The 15,339-nt window shown below is 54.0% G+C and carries 18 protein-coding genes; 14 read left to right on the top strand and 4 right to left on the bottom strand.

The features are described from left to right. The first annotated feature begins 37 nt into the window (after positions 1–37). Positions 38–352: a cupin domain-containing protein gene (locus D777_RS05815; protein WP_036129460.1), complete on the top strand. Its 315-nt coding sequence runs from the start codon at positions 38–40 to the stop codon at positions 350–352. Between the two features lie 152 nt (positions 353–504). On the opposite strand, the gene D777_RS05810 is transcribed toward D777_RS05815, so the two are convergent. Further along, on the bottom strand, positions 505–1,383 hold the full coding sequence (locus D777_RS05810) for a LysR family transcriptional regulator (RefSeq protein ID WP_036129459.1): 879 nt from the start codon (positions 1,381–1,383) through the stop codon (positions 505–507). 105 nt (positions 1,384–1,488) lie between these two features. Between D777_RS05810 and D777_RS05805 the strand changes: the two genes are divergently transcribed. The 6 genes from D777_RS05805 to D777_RS05780 all read left to right on the top strand — a co-directional run bounded on the left by D777_RS05805 (position 1,489) and on the right by D777_RS05780 (position 6,283). After that, positions 1,489–2,646 carry an FAD-dependent monooxygenase gene (locus D777_RS05805; RefSeq protein WP_051668952.1) on the top strand — a complete coding sequence of 386 codons (1,158 nt, stop codon included), beginning with the start codon at positions 1,489–1,491 and terminating at the stop codon, positions 2,644–2,646. A 50-nt stretch (positions 2,647–2,696) separates the two neighbouring features. Then, a complete protein-coding gene (locus D777_RS05800; protein WP_036129458.1) occupies positions 2,697–2,972 on the top strand; it encodes a YrhK family protein in 276 nt (91 codons plus the stop codon). A gap of 22 nt (positions 2,973–2,994) precedes the next feature. Next, a complete protein-coding gene (locus D777_RS05795) occupies positions 2,995–3,402 on the top strand; it encodes a DCC1-like thiol-disulfide oxidoreductase family protein (protein ID WP_036129457.1) in 408 nt (135 codons plus the stop codon). A gap of 227 nt (positions 3,403–3,629) precedes the next feature. Continuing rightward, a complete protein-coding gene (locus tag D777_RS05790) occupies positions 3,630–4,682 on the top strand; it encodes an NAD(P)-dependent alcohol dehydrogenase (RefSeq protein WP_036129456.1) in 1,053 nt (350 codons plus the stop codon). 136 nt (positions 4,683–4,818) lie between these two features. Next, the gene (locus tag D777_RS05785) at positions 4,819–5,466 is read left to right on the top strand and encodes an esterase/lipase family protein (RefSeq protein ID WP_150112600.1); all 648 of its coding nucleotides are present in this window, start codon (positions 4,819–4,821) and stop codon (positions 5,464–5,466) included. Between the two features lie 79 nt (positions 5,467–5,545). Next, a complete protein-coding gene (locus D777_RS05780) occupies positions 5,546–6,283 on the top strand; it encodes a GntR family transcriptional regulator (RefSeq protein WP_036129455.1) in 738 nt (245 codons plus the stop codon). Positions 6,284–6,366: 83 nt separating this feature from the next. Here the strand turns inward: D777_RS05780 and D777_RS05775 are convergent, their stop codons facing one another. Continuing rightward, complete coding sequence (locus D777_RS05775; RefSeq protein ID WP_036129454.1) at positions 6,367–7,740, bottom strand: NCS1 family transporter; 1,374 nt, start codon at positions 7,738–7,740, stop codon at positions 6,367–6,369. Between the two features lie 116 nt (positions 7,741–7,856). After that, positions 7,857–8,606 carry an aspartate/glutamate racemase family protein gene (locus D777_RS05770; RefSeq protein ID WP_036129453.1) on the bottom strand — a complete coding sequence of 250 codons (750 nt, stop codon included), beginning with the start codon at positions 8,604–8,606 and terminating at the stop codon, positions 7,857–7,859. Between the two features lie 292 nt (positions 8,607–8,898). On the opposite strand from D777_RS05770, the gene puuE reads away from it, so the two are divergent. The 5 genes from puuE to D777_RS05745 all read left to right on the top strand — a co-directional run bounded on the left by puuE (position 8,899) and on the right by D777_RS05745 (position 12,611). After that, positions 8,899–9,831 carry an allantoinase PuuE gene (gene puuE / locus D777_RS05765; protein WP_201443345.1) on the top strand — a complete coding sequence of 311 codons (933 nt, stop codon included), beginning with the start codon at positions 8,899–8,901 and terminating at the stop codon, positions 9,829–9,831. After that, on the top strand, positions 9,831–10,679 hold the full coding sequence (locus D777_RS05760) for a bifunctional allantoicase/(S)-ureidoglycine aminohydrolase (protein ID WP_036129451.1): 849 nt from the start codon (positions 9,831–9,833) through the stop codon (positions 10,677–10,679). The genes puuE and D777_RS05760 overlap by 1 nt, the downstream gene beginning before the upstream one ends. A gap of 18 nt (positions 10,680–10,697) precedes the next feature. Further along, positions 10,698–11,186 (top strand): ureidoglycolate lyase, encoded by a 489-nt coding sequence (locus D777_RS05755; protein ID WP_036129450.1) that lies wholly within the window; start codon positions 10,698–10,700, stop codon positions 11,184–11,186. A 109-nt stretch (positions 11,187–11,295) separates the two neighbouring features. Then, complete coding sequence (locus D777_RS05750) at positions 11,296–12,018, top strand: HupE/UreJ family protein (protein ID WP_319802597.1); 723 nt, start codon at positions 11,296–11,298, stop codon at positions 12,016–12,018. A gap of 11 nt (positions 12,019–12,029) precedes the next feature. After that, positions 12,030–12,611: a hypothetical protein gene (locus D777_RS05745; protein WP_051668950.1), complete on the top strand. Its 582-nt coding sequence runs from the start codon at positions 12,030–12,032 to the stop codon at positions 12,609–12,611. Here the strand turns inward: D777_RS05745 and D777_RS05740 are convergent. After that, complete coding sequence (locus D777_RS05740) at positions 12,598–13,506, bottom strand: DMT family transporter (RefSeq protein ID WP_051668949.1); 909 nt, start codon at positions 13,504–13,506, stop codon at positions 12,598–12,600. The two genes, D777_RS05745 and D777_RS05740, sit on opposite strands and share 14 nt — an antisense overlap. A gap of 113 nt (positions 13,507–13,619) precedes the next feature. Here D777_RS05740 and D777_RS05735 point away from each other — a divergent pair, with 113 nt between their 5' ends. Then, positions 13,620–14,516: a LysR family transcriptional regulator gene (locus D777_RS05735; protein ID WP_036129449.1), complete on the top strand. Its 897-nt coding sequence runs from the start codon at positions 13,620–13,622 to the stop codon at positions 14,514–14,516. A 130-nt stretch (positions 14,517–14,646) separates the two neighbouring features. Next, the gene (locus D777_RS05730) at positions 14,647–15,273 is read left to right on the top strand and encodes an NAD(P)H-dependent oxidoreductase (protein ID WP_036129448.1); all 627 of its coding nucleotides are present in this window, start codon (positions 14,647–14,649) and stop codon (positions 15,271–15,273) included. The last annotated feature ends 66 nt before the right edge of the window (positions 15,274–15,339 follow it).

The following is a 15,339-nucleotide window of genomic DNA, read 5'->3' as shown; positions in this document are numbered from 1 at the left end:
CGTTATTTGGCACATGGAAAATACCAGGGAGGTTTAAATGCCAGGGAAATACCCAGACAAGATCCGTACTCTTCCTCTTTTTGATGGTCGATTCGATGCGTACCGGTTAGCCGCAAATGGCGCTGACGTTTTGTTTGCGTCGTATCCGGCTGGCACTAGCATCCCGCCTCATACCCATGAGACAGACAACCATGGTGTCATTATCCGTGGGGAGCTGATTCTCTCGATTGATGGCGGCACCAAGAGGTATGGGGTGGGGGATTGGTACCATGTTCCGGCCGGTGTGGAACATGCGGCAGATTTTGAAAAGGATACTGACGAAATCGAGTTCTGGTTTGGGGCGGGAGGATAACCCATCATCATAGAGCACATGGAATATCACATTGGCGCTGTGATTAACGACGCGCTGGGCCTCGGTGATTACTGGCCTCCTTTTTCGAAACAATATTCCTACCTCAGTAAGACTGTTCTGGGGTGGCCAAGGAGTTTTCCGAAGAGGTCGAGTCAATGAAGCTTCAGGCGCAGATGCTCCAGAAAGGCTTTTACCCTCACCAGTGGGTAGTTTCTGCCCGAGTACAATGCGTATAACACCAGGTCTGCCGGTTCGCAGGTAAGATCAATTTTGATAAGAGAGCCGCTGTCTATATCAGCTTGGCACGCATGAACGGGTAATATAGCAAAGCCAAGCCCTTTCAGTGCAGCGGCTTTGGCCATGTGGCCACTGTTGACCTTGTAGCTGGATCGCACCTGAATAATTTGATCCCCTTTAAATCGCCAGGGCATGCCTTGAAGCACAGACAGGCTGGTAATGCAGGGGGCTTTGCTCAGTTCATCCAGCGAGCGTGGCAACGTATGCCGGTCAAGCAATTGTGGTGCGGCAACCACGCAGCTGGGCCATCGCAGAATCTCCCTGGCAACCCACCCTGAATCTTCCAATGGCCCACGGCCAAAGCGTAACACCAGATCGAATCCTTCCAGCAAGCCTTCCGTCGGATCTAACTGGGTATCACAACTGAGTTGTATCTGCGGATGCTGCAGACAAAAATCTGCAAGGACCTCGGCCAGTATAGGCAGGTCCGGCATGATGATCTTAAGGTGCCCAGCGAGGGAGTCTCCATAAAGAGAGACTTCTTCCAGTGCATCATCCATTGCCTGTGTGAGAGGCCTGATGGACCGATAAAGTTGCTTGCCTGCAGTGGTCGGGACCATCTTACGTGTCGTCCGTTCCAATAAGCGCAAATTGAGTTGTTGTTCCAACAGGGCAACATGCCGACTGACATTAGACGTTGGCAAGTGAAGTCTTTCTGCTGCCAGTTTGAAGCTCAGGTGCTCGTATACGGCCTGAAAGCTAAGAATCCACCGTAGTTCAAATTTTTCAATCATTAATTGGCTCATGAAACGGGATAAACAAAGCAATAATAGCCTATTTATCCTGTTTTTTGACCTTGTGACAATCCTTATCGAATGTTGTTTTCGAGGTAGGGCCAGATGAGCAAAACCAATAGAATTGCTATTGTCGGCGCGGGTGTCGCTGGGATAGCACTCGCCGTACTTGCCACCAGGCAGGGTTATCAGGTGAGCCTGTATGAACGGGATAACCAGATATCATCCATTGGTGCCGGTGTAACCTTATGGCCAAATGCCATGTTTGTTCTGCAACAGATGGGGTTGGAAGAAGAGATCAAACGAATGGGTGGCAGGCCCGGCTTAATGCGCCAGTTTGATCATTACGGCGTTCAGCAGGGCGAGTTTAATATAGAAGAAGTGAACATGCTGAGTGGCTTCTCAAGTGTGACCATATTACGCCGTGACCTTATGAGCATATTGGCTTCAGCATTGGACACATTAGGTGTAGAGAGACACTTTGGCCGCCCAATGACCCTGCAGGATATTGCCGGATTGAAACAGAAATTTGATCTGGTGGTAGGAGCCGATGGGCGTATGAATTCGGTGGTACGTCAGGCTCTATATGAAGAGGAGGTAAGGCCCTGCTATCAGGGATTCATCAACGTCATTGGAATAAGCCAGCTGCAGGAGAGCGTGCTTGAGCATTCGATCCATGACGTTCGTGCCCCCGGTGAGCGCTTTGGCATTGTGCCTGTCAGAGGTGACTTGTGTTATTGGGCCGGAGCCTGGCGCACTGATATTGAAAAGGGGCGAGCGTTATCCGCCTGGTATGACGAGATGCATAACCGCTTTCTGAACTGGCCTGATCCGGTACGCCATGTTCTGAAATCATACGATAGTGCGTCGCTAAGATGCATTTTTGTTCACGACCTGGATCCTTTGCCCTATTGGCATCGAGGCAATGTTTTGATCATTGGCGATGCTGCCCATGCGTCTTTACCAACCTCTGGGCAGGGAGCGTGTCAGGCTCTGGAGGATGCCTGGCACCTCTCCCGGCTGCTTGGCACCGGAGGTCAGTTGGATGGCGTTCTGACCGACTTTTATCAACAACGCATTGCCAAAACTTCTGCGGCCCAAGCCGCTGGAAGACAAATGGCCCAACGGATTTTTTCAGGGGCCGCAGAACCCACGTCCCCTCCGTCGGGTATCTCCGCTGAGCAGTTAAGCCAGTTGTGGATGCAAGGGTTGGAACCAATTAAGAGGCAATCTGTCTCGTCAGGGCGAATGGCTCTCAGGTAAGGTGACACACTGACGATATCCTGATGGAAACCTATGGGAGGCATCCAACTATGCGTGAAAGCCAGACTGATAACCCTCTCACCATCCGATTGGGCGACGAAGAGCTCATCATCCGCCGCCGTTATGAGATGCTCAGCATCATCAACGACTTTTTTATTGCGATCTGGTTTCTGACTGGCAGCATCCTGTTTCTGTATCCTGAATATGAAACGCAAGCCGTCTGGCTGTTTATCATTGGTAGTGCCCAGTTCCTGATTCGCCCGACGATCCGCTTGATCAGTCATATCCACATTCAGCGGATACCGGCGAGTAACTGGGAATCCTAGGTAGCGTAGAGGACCGATGCAGATGGACCACGAAAAAATACTGCTCGTTTATGATCGGGAATGCCCTGCGTGTAATGCCTACTGCCAGCTGGTGAATATCCGGAGGAGTGTGGGGGAACTGGTTATTGTGAATGCTCGTGACGACTCTGAGGTTCTGAGAGAGGTGACTGCTCAGGGACTGGATATTGATCAGGGGATGGTGTTGAAGATGGGCGATCAGCTCTATTACGGAGCCGATGCCATTCATGCCCTGGCGTTGATTGGGAGTCGTTCCGGTGTATTCAATTGTCTGAACTACTGGATTTTCAGGTCCCGGCTTGCGTCGTCCGTTCTGTATCCGGTATTACGAGCCTGCCGAAACCTTCTGCTAAAGGTTTTGGGGAAAACGCGCATCAACAACCTCGGTGTCGACGGCAACGACACATTCTAAAACCTCTTTCCCTCTTTTCGCGCGCCGCTGCGTTCAACGTCGTAATTGGCAAGCTTTTATGGGTCTTTTTCCTGTTATTGGTATTGCGGGAGAGAATCAGGCAATCAACGAGCAGAATCGGACAGGAAGCCAAGGGGGCTCTGCTTCTACAATGGTTCCATTGTTGGCGCGATGTCCGTCGCGCTGTCTTTCTACATTCAATCTGAACCTGTGTGTAAGGAGTTTCCATGAAAACGGTTGGATACGCTGCCTATTCCTCTGATGCGATAATGGCACCCTACCACTTCGAACGTCGCGCCTTGCGCGCAAACGATGTGGCCATTGAAATTCTCTACAGCGGTGTGTGCCACTCGGATTTGCACACGGTCAATGGCGATTGGGGGCCTCAGCCTTACCCGCTGGTGCCTGGCCATGAAATCATTGGGCGTGTTTTGGAAGTCGGTCCCGAAGTCACTCATTACAAAGCCGGCGATCACGTTGGTGTAGGCTGCATGGTGGACAGCTGTCAGGAGTGTGACCAGTGCCATCACCATGAAGAGCAGTACTGCCGACACGGGATGACTCCGACCTACGGTGCTCCGGATCGCATTGACGGCGAGATTACCCAGGGCGGTTACTCCAAGCACATTGTGGTGCGGGAAGAGTTCGTATTGCGAATTCCGGGGGCTCTGGACCTGTCACGCGCTGCGCCGATTCTGTGTGCCGGTATTACCACCTTCTCACCGCTGCGTACCTGGAATATTGGCAAAGGCAGCCGGGTAGGGGTGATCGGTCTGGGTGGTCTTGGTCATATGGCGGTCAAGCTGGCCGTGGCGATGGGCGCTGAGGTGACTGTACTCAGCCGTTCGAAGAAAAAAGAGGAAGAGGCGAAATCCATCGGCGCCCTCGGTATCCTGGCATCAACCGATGAAGACGCCATGGCAGCAGCCGCAGCGTCTATGGATCTGATCATCGATACTGTGCCGGTTGAGCACGATGTCACGCCTTACACGCCGCTTCTGGACATCGACGGCACGTTGGTGATTGTCGGTCAGGTTGGCCCGATGAAAGAGTTCATGTCGGTGCCGATGATCATGGGGCGCCGTCGTGTGGCTGGTTCGCTGATCGGTGGCATCAAGGAAACACAGGAAGTACTGGATTTCTGTGCGGAACATGATATCCACCCGATTTGCGAGATCATCCGTCCGGACCAGATCAATGATGCCTTTGAAGTGATGAACAAAGGCGACATTGCCCATCGCTATGTGATGGATATGTCTGCGTTGTCTGTTGAGGACTGATCCAAGGCAGACGACTGGCCTGGTGGTGCATTGGCTGTCATCCCGGGCCTTTTCTGTATGGGGAGTTTCCGGGCCGTGGATGGGAGGAGAATGGCTGGTATTTTGTCTGGCCTGTCCCCACAAGAGGCTTTCCTGTATGCCCCGAGAACCACTGTTTCAGTTTCCGGATCGTCCCATTTCGGATTCGGCTTTTAGCGGTCCGAAAATAGCGCTGATTCACGGGCTGATGGCTCGGTCACACATGCAGCGTCATCTGTTGCATTACCTGAGGGACCAAGGGCATACAGACACAACCATGTATGGTCATCTGCATTCGCCGCGAGCCATTGCGGAGGAGCTAAGGTCTGCGGTCGATGCCAACCGAAAGATCGCGCTGATTGGATACAGCCAGGGAGGATTTCAGGCCGTTGAAGTGGCCCGAGAATTACACGGTGCCGGCGTTCCGGTTGACCTGCTTGTGACGATTGCTGCAGGTGGCCTGGGCCGAGCCTTTCCTGGCCGGTGGAGGGCCGAGCCGCGTCAGATTCCCTCCAACGTCAAGCAATGTATCAACCTCTTCTCGGAGGGCGACATACTGGGCTGTGACCGGCGTTATCAGCGTAATCTCGCAACACCAACGATGGCAGGGCAGTTTGTGGAAAACCACGGTTTCTCAAGAGTCGATGGCATCTCCCACATTGATCTGGTGAGGTGTTATCCCGAAGGCAGGGTCCACCCTCAGGTCAGGTCTTTGGTGCTGGGCAGACTCATGAGGGAGCTATCTCTGATGGAAAATCCAGGGTAAATAGCGGTTTTGTCGCCTTGTCATATTGGGAGCGTATACAATAAGGAACGGTATTGGATCTTAAATAGCGGGGAATGAGATGAGTCGCAGTCAGGCAGTATCCGAATCTGTTGCCGATGGTCAGGATCAGAAACGGGATTCCAGGCCAAAGAGCAAAGGTCTTGATGCGATCTATCGTTCCATTTCCGATGCGATTATCGAACATCGTCTGAAACCCGGTGCCCGCTTGCGTGAAGATGCACTGTCCGACGTATTCGGGGTCAGCCGAACGGGCATCCGCAAGGTGTTACAACGACTGGCTCTGGAGCAGTTAGTTACCCTGACCCCACGGCGCGGAGCCAGCGTTAACCGCCCTTCGGTTGAGGAGGCAAAAGACGTGTTCGAGGCCCGTCGCATGGTTGAATGCGGGCTCATGGAAGTGGCTGCCCGACGGGTCACCGACGCTGACGTAAAAGAGCTGCGCAAAATGGCGCAAGAGGAAAAACAGGCACTGCGCAACCGGGAGCAGAGGGTCGCGATTAAGCTGTCAGCCGCGTTTCATGCGCGCCTGGCGGAGCTGTCGGGCAACAAAACGCTGTCCGAGTTTGTTGGCCAGCTCTGCTCGCGCTCCTCATTGATTCTGGCGGTTTATGGCAACTCCGGGCACCTGGGATGCGAGTCCCACGATCATGAAAACCTGGTCGATTATCTGTGTGCCGGGGAGGGCAAGAAGGCGAGTAGCTTTATGGAGCGACACCTGAAATCTATTGAAGCGTCGCTTTCATTCGTTGAGGAGTCTGACGAAACGCCGGACCTGCGGGATATATTCTCCGTTTAGGCGAACCGGAAAAACGCTACCCCCATTGGGAGTGAGGGCAGCAAAGCGGAGGGTAACCGCTGAGTTCTTTATCGGGTGTCTGATTAGGTGCGGAAGCGTTGGCTGGCGGGCCAATACATCATCAGCAGGTAGTAGCTCAGGCCTGCCGGAATCAGGCTGGCGTACCAGGACACTGCAGAAAAGCTCAGGGCGACCACTGCACCGATGGCTGTTGCGACCAATGCGGAGTAGTTGACGCCTTGATAGGGGCCCTGGGGGTTGTACAAGTGCTGAAGGTTCAGGTTGCGACCTCGAATCAGGTAGTAATCAACCACCAGTACAGCGAAGATCGGCCCCAGGAAGGCGGAGTAGGTCTGAACAAAAATTTGCAGGCCTGCGGCAGAACCGTCTTTCACCAGCTCCCAGGGAAAGGTCGCGAATGCCAGCAAGCCGACAATCACCGTTGCTTTCCGGAAGCTCAGTTTGAATACATCCATTAACACGTAGGTCGGTGGCACCACGTTATTGAGTACGTTTGTGGTGACCTGAGCGAAGGCAATGAACATCAGCGTCGTCATCAGCAGTGGGGTGTTGTCTACCGCATTGGAGAAGACCTGAATCGGATCTGCCACGCCGGTGGCCTCGGAAACCATGAAGCCGATGAGTCCCATGAACAGGGTGCAGGGCAGGATAGACATGGAGTAGATCGTGGTCAGAAGCCCCGGGCCTGTACCGTGCTTGTGTTCACGAGCGTAATCGCTCACGTTCAGGATCATGGTGCTGTAGATGCCGAGAAAGAGCATGGTCGCCCCCCAGAACGGCAATCCCCATGAGCCTTCCATGGTGAGCAGGTTGGTCGATAGCGTGTCGCCGTATCGCTCAATGGTGCTGTAGAACATGTAGACGAGGGACGCGAGAATGAAGGCGCTTCCAACGTTCTCAAGCCATTTGATTCCCTGGAAGCCCATGACCGAGAGGCCGATTTGCAGGAACTGGAAGGCAATAAAGAAGAAGACAAGGTTGTCGAAACCGAACAGGGTGGTTGAAACCATATTCAGTGCGCCGGCGCCAATCCAGCTCTGGAACCCGTACCAGACAATGGCTGGTACGGCCCGAACAAGGCCGGGCAGACGTGTGCCTGAAAAACCAAAAGCGCTGCGCGCCTGAACCATGAAAGGGATGCCGTACTTGTAGCCGGCAGCCCCGTTTAACGCCAGAGCGGCGCCGATGACAAAGCAACCAATAGCGATGGCCACAGAGGCCTGGATGAGATTGAGCGTGCCAACTACGCTTGAGCCCATGGTGAAAGTGCCGATCGACACGCAGCCACCGAACCAGGCAAGCAGATAGGAAATGCGTCCCATGATGCGGGTTTCCTGAGGTGCAAGGGATTCTTCGCCGAGCGCCTTGGTGTCCGCATCATGCGTGTTCGCATGGCTGTTCTCTAATGACGATGTGTAGGCCTGAGGGTTGTTCATGTGCGTCCTCGTTGTGCGTGCAGTTTCATTTTCCACTCCGATAAGGATGTAGATGTGTGCCCCTGCTTTGGCTGTGGGGCTTTATAGTTAGGACTGCATCAGATCTCGTTGTTGTCTTATTGGATTTTTATATTTGAATGGTGTTCGAACTGGCCTGTGAAAGGTTTCGGGCGTGGGTACGCGAGATCACCGTATTTGCTTGTGCCAAGCTTTAGGCCCGCCAGGGCTTCGGCGAGCTTGACGCCGGAACTCACGCCCTCAATGATTGGCAAGCCAATTGCGTCCGTCAGCTGATCGGTGAGGTCGGCCATGCCGCCGCAACCAAGTACGATGGCGCCAATGTTGTCTTCTTTCTTCGCTCTCAGGCATTCGTCAATCAACCGCTCAACTGCGAGATCCGGGTTCTCTTCCAGATCCAGTACCGGAATTTCGGCCGCGCGCACTCGTCGGCAGTGATGGCTGAAGCCATAATTTTCCAGTAGGTGTTCAGCAATAATGCCTGTGCGGCCCAATGTGGTGACCACGGAAAACCGCGTGCTGATGAGTGTCGCCATGTGAAAAGCGGCTTCAGCAATGCCAATGACGGGCGCGCGGGTCACTTCACGCGCTGCAAGGAGCCCGGGGTCGCCAAAACACGCGATAACATAAGCATCGACAGGATCTTCGCCGCGCTCAGCAGCGAGAACTTCCTCAACAACGCCGACGGCACTGATGGCTTCATCAAAATGGCTCTCAATCGACACCGGGCCGCTGGCGGGCTGGGTAGCGGTTATCCGTGTGCCGGGTGCAGCCACACTGGCCGCTGCTTTCCCGATTGTGTCGGTCATTCCGCGGGTGGTGTTGGGGTTGATAACTCGAATGTGCATGGTGTCCCTGGCTCATTTTTCTGGTGAACAATACAATAAGTAGTTGTACACAATTTTGTACAGCATGGCTTGGGTACGCAAGCTTTTGTTTCAGAAAAATGCAAAAACAAAGCCTCCAGGTATAAAAAAGGTCTATAAAACAGAGTATTATATGTGTCTTAAATTTTTTGACCTTTAGCTTATAGGACAAAAATATGTTGTCTTGTATACAAAAATGTGGCGAAATTGTCGTTATTGGTGGCTGGTTTTAGCAAAGAATTTGATGTCAGAGAGGACGTTTACTCCCATGAGTATGACTTCAGAGTATCCCCGTGATTTGATCGGCTACGGTCGCGCATTGCCCGAAGTTACCTGGCCGGGCAGGGCTCGTGTCGCGGTGCAGTTTGTCCTCAATTACGAAGAGGGCGGCGAGAACTGTATTCTTCATGGGGACAGTCATTCCGAGCGATTCCTGTCTGAGATCGTGGGTGCAGAGGCGTTCCCCGACCGCCACATGAGTATGGAGTCTATATACGAGTATGGCTCCCGGGTGGGTGTCTGGCGAATACTGAACGAATTTCAGCGTCGTGACCTCCCCCTGACGGTGTTCGGCGTTGCCATGGCACTTCAGCGTAACCCGGAAGTTGCGCAGGCCTTTCGTGAACTGAATCATGAGATTGCCTGCCATGGCTGGCGCTGGTTGCATTACCAGAACGTCTCTGAGGAGATCGAGCGAGAGCACATGAAGCGCGCCATCGAAATCTTTCAGGAGCTCTACGGTGAGAAACCCATGGGCTGGTACACCGGGCGCGATAGTCCCAACACTCGCCGCTTGCTGCTGGATGAGGGCAGTTTCCTCTATGACAGCGACTACTATGGCGATGACCTGCCGTTTTGGGTTCGTCAGAGCGATTCAGCGGGTGACATGCACAACCATCTCGTTGTGCCTTACACCCTGGACACCAATGATATGCGCTTCGCGACGCCGCAGGGGTTCAATACAGGGGATCATTTCTTTGAATACTTGAGGGACGCCTTCGATGTCCTTTACGCCGAAGGCAAGGACACACCCAAAATGCTATCGGTAGGTCTTCATTGCAGGCTTATTGGGCGTCCGGGGCGTTTCCGCGGACTGCAGCGCTTTCTTGATCATATTGAGGCTCACGATCGAGTGTGGGTGACACGACGTGTGGATGTCGCCCGGCACTGGGTAGAGCATCATCCTTTTGAATCCGGAGATTTCTGATGGCTGGCAAGCAAACACCTCCTTCTTACTATGCCCCGACTGGCGGGCACCCGCCGCAGACGCAACTGACGACGGACCGGGCCGTATTCACAGAGGCCTATGCAGTCATCCCAAAGGGAGTGATGCGTGACATTGTGATCAGCTATCTGCCGTTCTGGGAGAAGACACGGCTATGGGTGCTTTCGCGTCCGTTGTCTGGATTTTCGGAAACGTTTTCCCAGTACATCATGGAGGTCTCTCCCGGTGGCGGCAGCGAAAAGCCCGAAGCGGATCCCGGGGCGGAGTCTGTGCTTTTTGTTGTAGAGGGTGAGCTTATCCTGACGCTGGAGGGCGCAACCCACCAGATGTCGAGCGGAGGTTATGCATTCATCCCACCTGGCAGTTCCTGGCAGGTTCGCAACAATGCTTCTTCAGCTGTTCGTTTCCACTGGATTCGGAAAGCTTATGAGTATGTTGATGGTATTGAGGTGCCCAATGCATTCGTGACCAATGAACAGGATATCGAACCGATCGAAATGCCGGATACCAACGGTTCCTGGGCTACAACCAGGTTCGTTGATCAAAGCGACATGCGGCATGATATGCATGTAAATATCGTTACGTTTCAGCCTGGGGGCGCCATCCCTTTTGCGGAAACCCACGTGATGGAGCACGGACTCTACGTGCTGGAGGGCAAGGCCGTTTACCTGCTTAACAAGGACTGGGTTGAGGTAGAAGCGGGTGACTACATGTGGCTTCGCGCCTTCTGCCCCCAGGCCTGTTATGCAGGGGGACCGGGTCAGTTTCGCTACCTGCTTTACAAGGACGTGAACCGCCACATGAAGCTGAGCGGCCTTGGCCGTTGTTGAGTCCGTAGGGGAAGCACAATGTTGAATCTTGAAGCCCAGCCACTCACGCCAGACGCGTTTGCTCCGTTCGGGGATGTGATTGACCGTCGGGTTGCGAATTCCTTCCCCATAAATGGGGGCCGAACGGCGCGCTTCCATGACCTTGCGCGTGTTGAGGTTCTTGGCGATGGGGCTCGTCCGATGATCAGTATTTTCGTGAGTCATCCGGTTCAGGTGCCACTGGACGTCGACTGCCTGGAACGGCATCCGCTGGGAAGCCAGGCATTTATCCCCATGCATGAAGAAAAGTTTCTGATTGTGGTGGCGCCACCGGGGGATGATATCCATCCAGATACCGTTCGGGCGTTTATCACGGATGGTTATCAGGGAATCAACTATCGTGCGGGTACCTGGCATGCCGTGCATTCCGTCCTTGATTGCAAAGGCGAGTTTTTAGTGGTTGATCGCGGAGGTCCCGGGAATAACTGTGATGAGATGCCCATGGCGGTGCGTGTGACCCTTCGCTGACTCCTCGCTCATGCCGCGTAGTACTTTCGGCCGAAAGAAACGCTCTCAAGTAGTATTTGATGGCTGGCGCTGACCGGGTAGCGTGTTGGTCATGGAAACCCGAAGGTCAGTGAGTACGAAAAACAAAAAAGGCCGGAGCTACCTGTTCCGTTTCGCGGGCAGCTTATTGCTGACTGTGCTTGCGGCAGGCCTGCCCCTGAGTGCCCAGGCGCACGGCGTTGCCGAGAGTGATGCTGCATTCATCGAAGGTGCCAGCGGGCTGCATCTCGTTCCTTTTATCTATCTCGGTGCCAAGCACATGGTCACCGGCTACGATCACCTGCTTTTCCTGTTCGGCGTTGTGTTCTTTCTGTTCCGGATGCGGGATGTAAGTCTCTATGTCACGCTTTTCGCCGTTGGCCATAGCGTAACGCTGCTTTATGGCGTGTTGAGTGGCACGGAGGTTAATCCCTATATTGTCGACGCGATTATCGGCCTCTCTGTCGTCTACAAGGCATTGGATAACCTTGGGGCCTTTCGAACCTGGTTCGGATTTCAACCGGATACCCGGGCTGCGGTCCTGATTTTTGGATTCTTCCATGGATTTGGTCTGGCGACCAAACTGCAGGACTTTACGCTCTCTGAAGCCGGGCTAGTACCGAACATCCTGGCCTTTAACGTGGGTGTTGAGTTGGGGCAGCTTCTGGCGCTCACGTTCATTTTGCTAGCCATGACTGCGTGGCGACAAACCCCCTCGTTTTCTCGACGGGCTGTGCTGGCCAATGTGGGCCTGATGGTGGCTGGCTTTGGTTTAATGGGGTACCAGCTATCCGGGTACTGGCTGGCGGTCTAGGAGGTACAACAGTGTCTGACATTTCTCATTTGAACCAGGGGGCGACGCCGTCTGCATCCACCCTGATCAAGGCAACGCTGGGGGCGATGCTGGTTTCATTGGTTGTTCTCGTCGTGGCCGTCTTACCTGCGGAGTATGGCGTAGACCCGACCGGCCTTGGTGAGGTGATCGGCCTGGATCAACTGAATGAGGCCGAGGACGCCGCCGCAGCTGATGGGCCGGCGGGAGTTCTTCTATCATCTGATCCGGTAATGAAGGCGAACACCGCGCCACGCACTGGCACCATGAGAGTGCCGCTGCAGCCTGGCACGGGGCGTGAGATCAAATCCTATATGAAACCCGGCGACAACTTTGTGTTCAGCTGGCGGGCAGAGGGTGGAGCTGTCTCCTTTGATATGCATGGCGAGCGCCCGGATTCAAAGGGTGCGTTCACCAGCTATTGGGCCGGAGAAAACCAGCACCAAGCCAGCGGTTCTTTCACCGCGCCATTTGAAGGAACCCACGGCTGGTACTGGGAGAATACGGGAAATACTCCGGTGACAATTGTTCTCGAAACCAGCGGGTTCTATGGTGACTTGTTCATGCCGTGGTAGCCGAGCGGTTACTGACCCTCAGGCCTGCAATAACCATCGCAACCCCGAGCCAGATCATCATCGAGTATTCCTCACCAAACCAGATCACCCCGATCAGCAAACCGAATACCGCTGCGACAGCGCCGAGCTGGCTGAAGAAAACAGGGTTGGATCGCCGCTGGATCTCAAAGGCACAGAGATAGGCCAAAGCAGTCACCACACCCTGCACAACCACGATGGCCAAAACATCGGGCGTGGTTGTGTCGGGAAGCAGTGGAGTACCTGTTATCAGAGCAAACACTCCCAATGAGGCTGCGGAAGCCAGGAGGGTACCCGCCGCCAGCGCTGTGGGGCCCGTTTGAGCCGGCCAAGCCACAGAGCGGTAGACGTTTCCAATCGATAGCGCGACGGGAATGAGTATCCCAAGGATATACCAGGCGGGGTTGGACTCACCCACGTCAGCGTGACGTTGCAAAACGATCCATCCACACGCAACCACGGCGATCGATAAACCGATGAGTTTTTGCCACCTGCGTTTTTCCAGCCCCATGGACGCAGCGATCAAAAAGGTAAAAATCGGCGGAAGGGCGTACATGATCCCGGTAAAGCCAGCCCCCAGTTTAGTCACCAGGTAGAAGGCAGTTGTATTGGGTATGGCAATGCCTGCTAAGCCGCTAATGAGAAAATAGGTCGTCAGGCGTCTTTTGAGCAGAACCTGGGGTGGCCCTGAACGCAGCAGCAGAATGAAACCGGCAAGGAGCGTCTGCCAGAAGGCGTAGGTAATCGCTGGCATGCCCTGTGACGTTGCCGATTTTGAAAGAGCCAGCATCAGCGCGATCAAAAAACCGTTGATCAACAGTAAGCCCCACAGAACCATATGGGGGGATGGGTAAATTCGTTGAGCTTCCACCGTCATCGCCAAGTACTCCTCCAATGCATGAGGTGCCATTGTGATCGATGTTATTGGGTTGATAACGGGATGGAGTCGAATAATACTGATTCCACTTTGGAAATAGTGAGGAGTGAAGTGTGGCCACAGACAAACTGGTTGCGATGAGGATATTCCGACGTGTAGCGGAGTTAGGCAGTTTCACACGTGCTGCGGATGACCTTGAGATAACGGCGGCGACGGTCAGCAAACACATTGCCTATCTTGAGCGCGATCTTGAAACCCGTCTGATAAACCGCACGACCCGGCGTATGAATCTTACCGATGCCGGCCTGGCGTTCCTGAAGCGGACCCAGGCGCTGCTGGATGATCTGGAAGACGCAGAACTGGAAGCGCGAGGATTTCAGGCGGAACCCAAGGGAACGATCCGGATCAATGTGCCCATGTCGTTCGGACTGACCCATATTACAGATTCGATTGATGGATTCCTGGCGCGTTATCCAAGCATCAACATCGATCTTCAGCTCAATGATCGTATGGTGGATTTGGTTGAGCAGGGCGTTGATATGGCGATACGTGTGCGAACGCGGCTTCCGGATTCAACCTTGATGGCCAAGCCGCTGCGGCAAACCAGAAATGTGGTCTGTGCGTCGCCAGATTACCTGCGGAATCGTTCGCCAATCCGAGAGCCTTCGGACCTCAATGAGCACAACTGTCTGACGTTTTCCCTGCATGATCGTCCGAGAGTCTGGGAACTCGGAGATGAAGAGGTGATGGTCAGTGGGAACTACCGTACCGACAGTAGTCTGGCGATTCGGCAAAGTCTGTTGAAGGGGCTGGGAGTCGGGTATGTGCCCGGGTTTCTGGTTCAGCAGGACATAGAGAGTGGCGCACTTGTGCGTTTGCTCGAACAATACCCTCCAAGGCCCTACACCATATTCGCGATATTTCCACCTGGCCGGAAGCCCCCAACCAAGGTCAGGCTGTTTGTTGAACACCTCAACCAGCATCTTGGCGAACGGCCATACTGGTTATGAGTGATGTTCCATAGCCGCTCCGCAATATGGTTACTATTTCCTGTCAGGAATAAATGTAGTTCTGTTTTATCCATTTAATGAGGGACAGGGCTCTCCTAGAGTAGTGTCTCCACGACAAAGGAGATCACGCATGGATATACACGAAGCTTTGGACTGGCGTTATGCCGTACGGGAATTTTCCGCCGAAAAACTCACCAATGATTCGGTGGAGGCACTGATTTCGGCGACCCGGAAAAGCGCATCCTCATACGGATTGCAGCCGTACAAGATGATTGTTATTGAGTCCGAGGCGGTACGTCGCGACCTGCTACCGTATTCCTTTGGGCAGCAGAAGGTGTTGGATTGTTCCCATCTTGTCGTGCTGGCGGCGCATTCGTCAGTGGGGGATCACACGGTTGACCGATATGTTGATCGGCATATACAGGTTCGGGGTGTAGCGTTCGATACGCTCGCCGGGTACGCGGACCACATGAAGCAGGCGCTGTCAGCGAAGTCGGGACAGGAAAAGCGTGAATGGGCTCATCAGCAGGCTTATATCGCATTGGGTACCCTTTTAACTGCCGCAGCAGCACTCCGGATAGATGCTTGCCCCATGACCGGATTTGATCACGGCGCCTACGATGAGGTTCTGGGCCTGTCTCAGCGGGGCCTGGAAAGCACGGCAATCGTAGCACTGGGATACCGCAGCCCGGGCGACGCCAGTGCCTCATTGCCTAAAGTGCGCTTTGATGACCAGCAGCTTGTGATCAGGATATGACGGTTTGTTGGTTCTATGCGGGTTTTTACCAAGTTAAGATCATTAGCTTCCTCTTGGTAGAGTGAA

Origin of the sequence: Marinobacter nitratireducens, from assembly GCF_000708045.1 — a bacterium.
Classification (GTDB): domain Bacteria; phylum Pseudomonadota; class Gammaproteobacteria; order Pseudomonadales; family Oleiphilaceae; genus Marinobacter; species Marinobacter nitratireducens.
The sequence above is the reverse complement of the archived record's forward strand: the minus strand, read 5'-3'. Positions and strand labels throughout refer to the sequence as shown.

Coding starts and splice junctions, on each gene's coding strand:
- D777_RS05815 (WP_036129460.1), top strand. CDS start 38: ATGCCAGGGAAATACCCAGACAAGATCCGTACTCTTCCTCTTTTTGAT.
- D777_RS05810 (WP_036129459.1), bottom strand. CDS start 1,383: ATGATTGAAAAATTTGAACTACGGTGGATTCTTAGCTTTCAGGCCGTA.
- D777_RS05805 (WP_051668952.1), top strand. CDS start 1,489: ATGAGCAAAACCAATAGAATTGCTATTGTCGGCGCGGGTGTCGCTGGG.
- D777_RS05800 (WP_036129458.1), top strand. CDS start 2,697: ATGCGTGAAAGCCAGACTGATAACCCTCTCACCATCCGATTGGGCGAC.
- D777_RS05795 (WP_036129457.1), top strand. CDS start 2,995: ATGGACCACGAAAAAATACTGCTCGTTTATGATCGGGAATGCCCTGCG.
- D777_RS05790 (WP_036129456.1), top strand. CDS start 3,630: ATGAAAACGGTTGGATACGCTGCCTATTCCTCTGATGCGATAATGGCA.
- D777_RS05785 (WP_150112600.1), top strand. CDS start 4,819: ATGCCCCGAGAACCACTGTTTCAGTTTCCGGATCGTCCCATTTCGGAT.
- D777_RS05780 (WP_036129455.1), top strand. CDS start 5,546: ATGAGTCGCAGTCAGGCAGTATCCGAATCTGTTGCCGATGGTCAGGAT.
- D777_RS05775 (WP_036129454.1), bottom strand. CDS start 7,740: ATGAACAACCCTCAGGCCTACACATCGTCATTAGAGAACAGCCATGCG.
- D777_RS05770 (WP_036129453.1), bottom strand. CDS start 8,606: ATGCACATTCGAGTTATCAACCCCAACACCACCCGCGGAATGACCGAC.
- puuE (WP_201443345.1), top strand. CDS start 8,899: ATGACTTCAGAGTATCCCCGTGATTTGATCGGCTACGGTCGCGCATTG.
- D777_RS05760 (WP_036129451.1), top strand. CDS start 9,831: ATGGCTGGCAAGCAAACACCTCCTTCTTACTATGCCCCGACTGGCGGG.
- D777_RS05755 (WP_036129450.1), top strand. CDS start 10,698: ATGTTGAATCTTGAAGCCCAGCCACTCACGCCAGACGCGTTTGCTCCG.
- D777_RS05740 (WP_051668949.1), bottom strand. CDS start 13,506: ATGACGGTGGAAGCTCAACGAATTTACCCATCCCCCCATATGGTTCTG.
- D777_RS05730 (WP_036129448.1), top strand. CDS start 14,647: ATGGATATACACGAAGCTTTGGACTGGCGTTATGCCGTACGGGAATTT.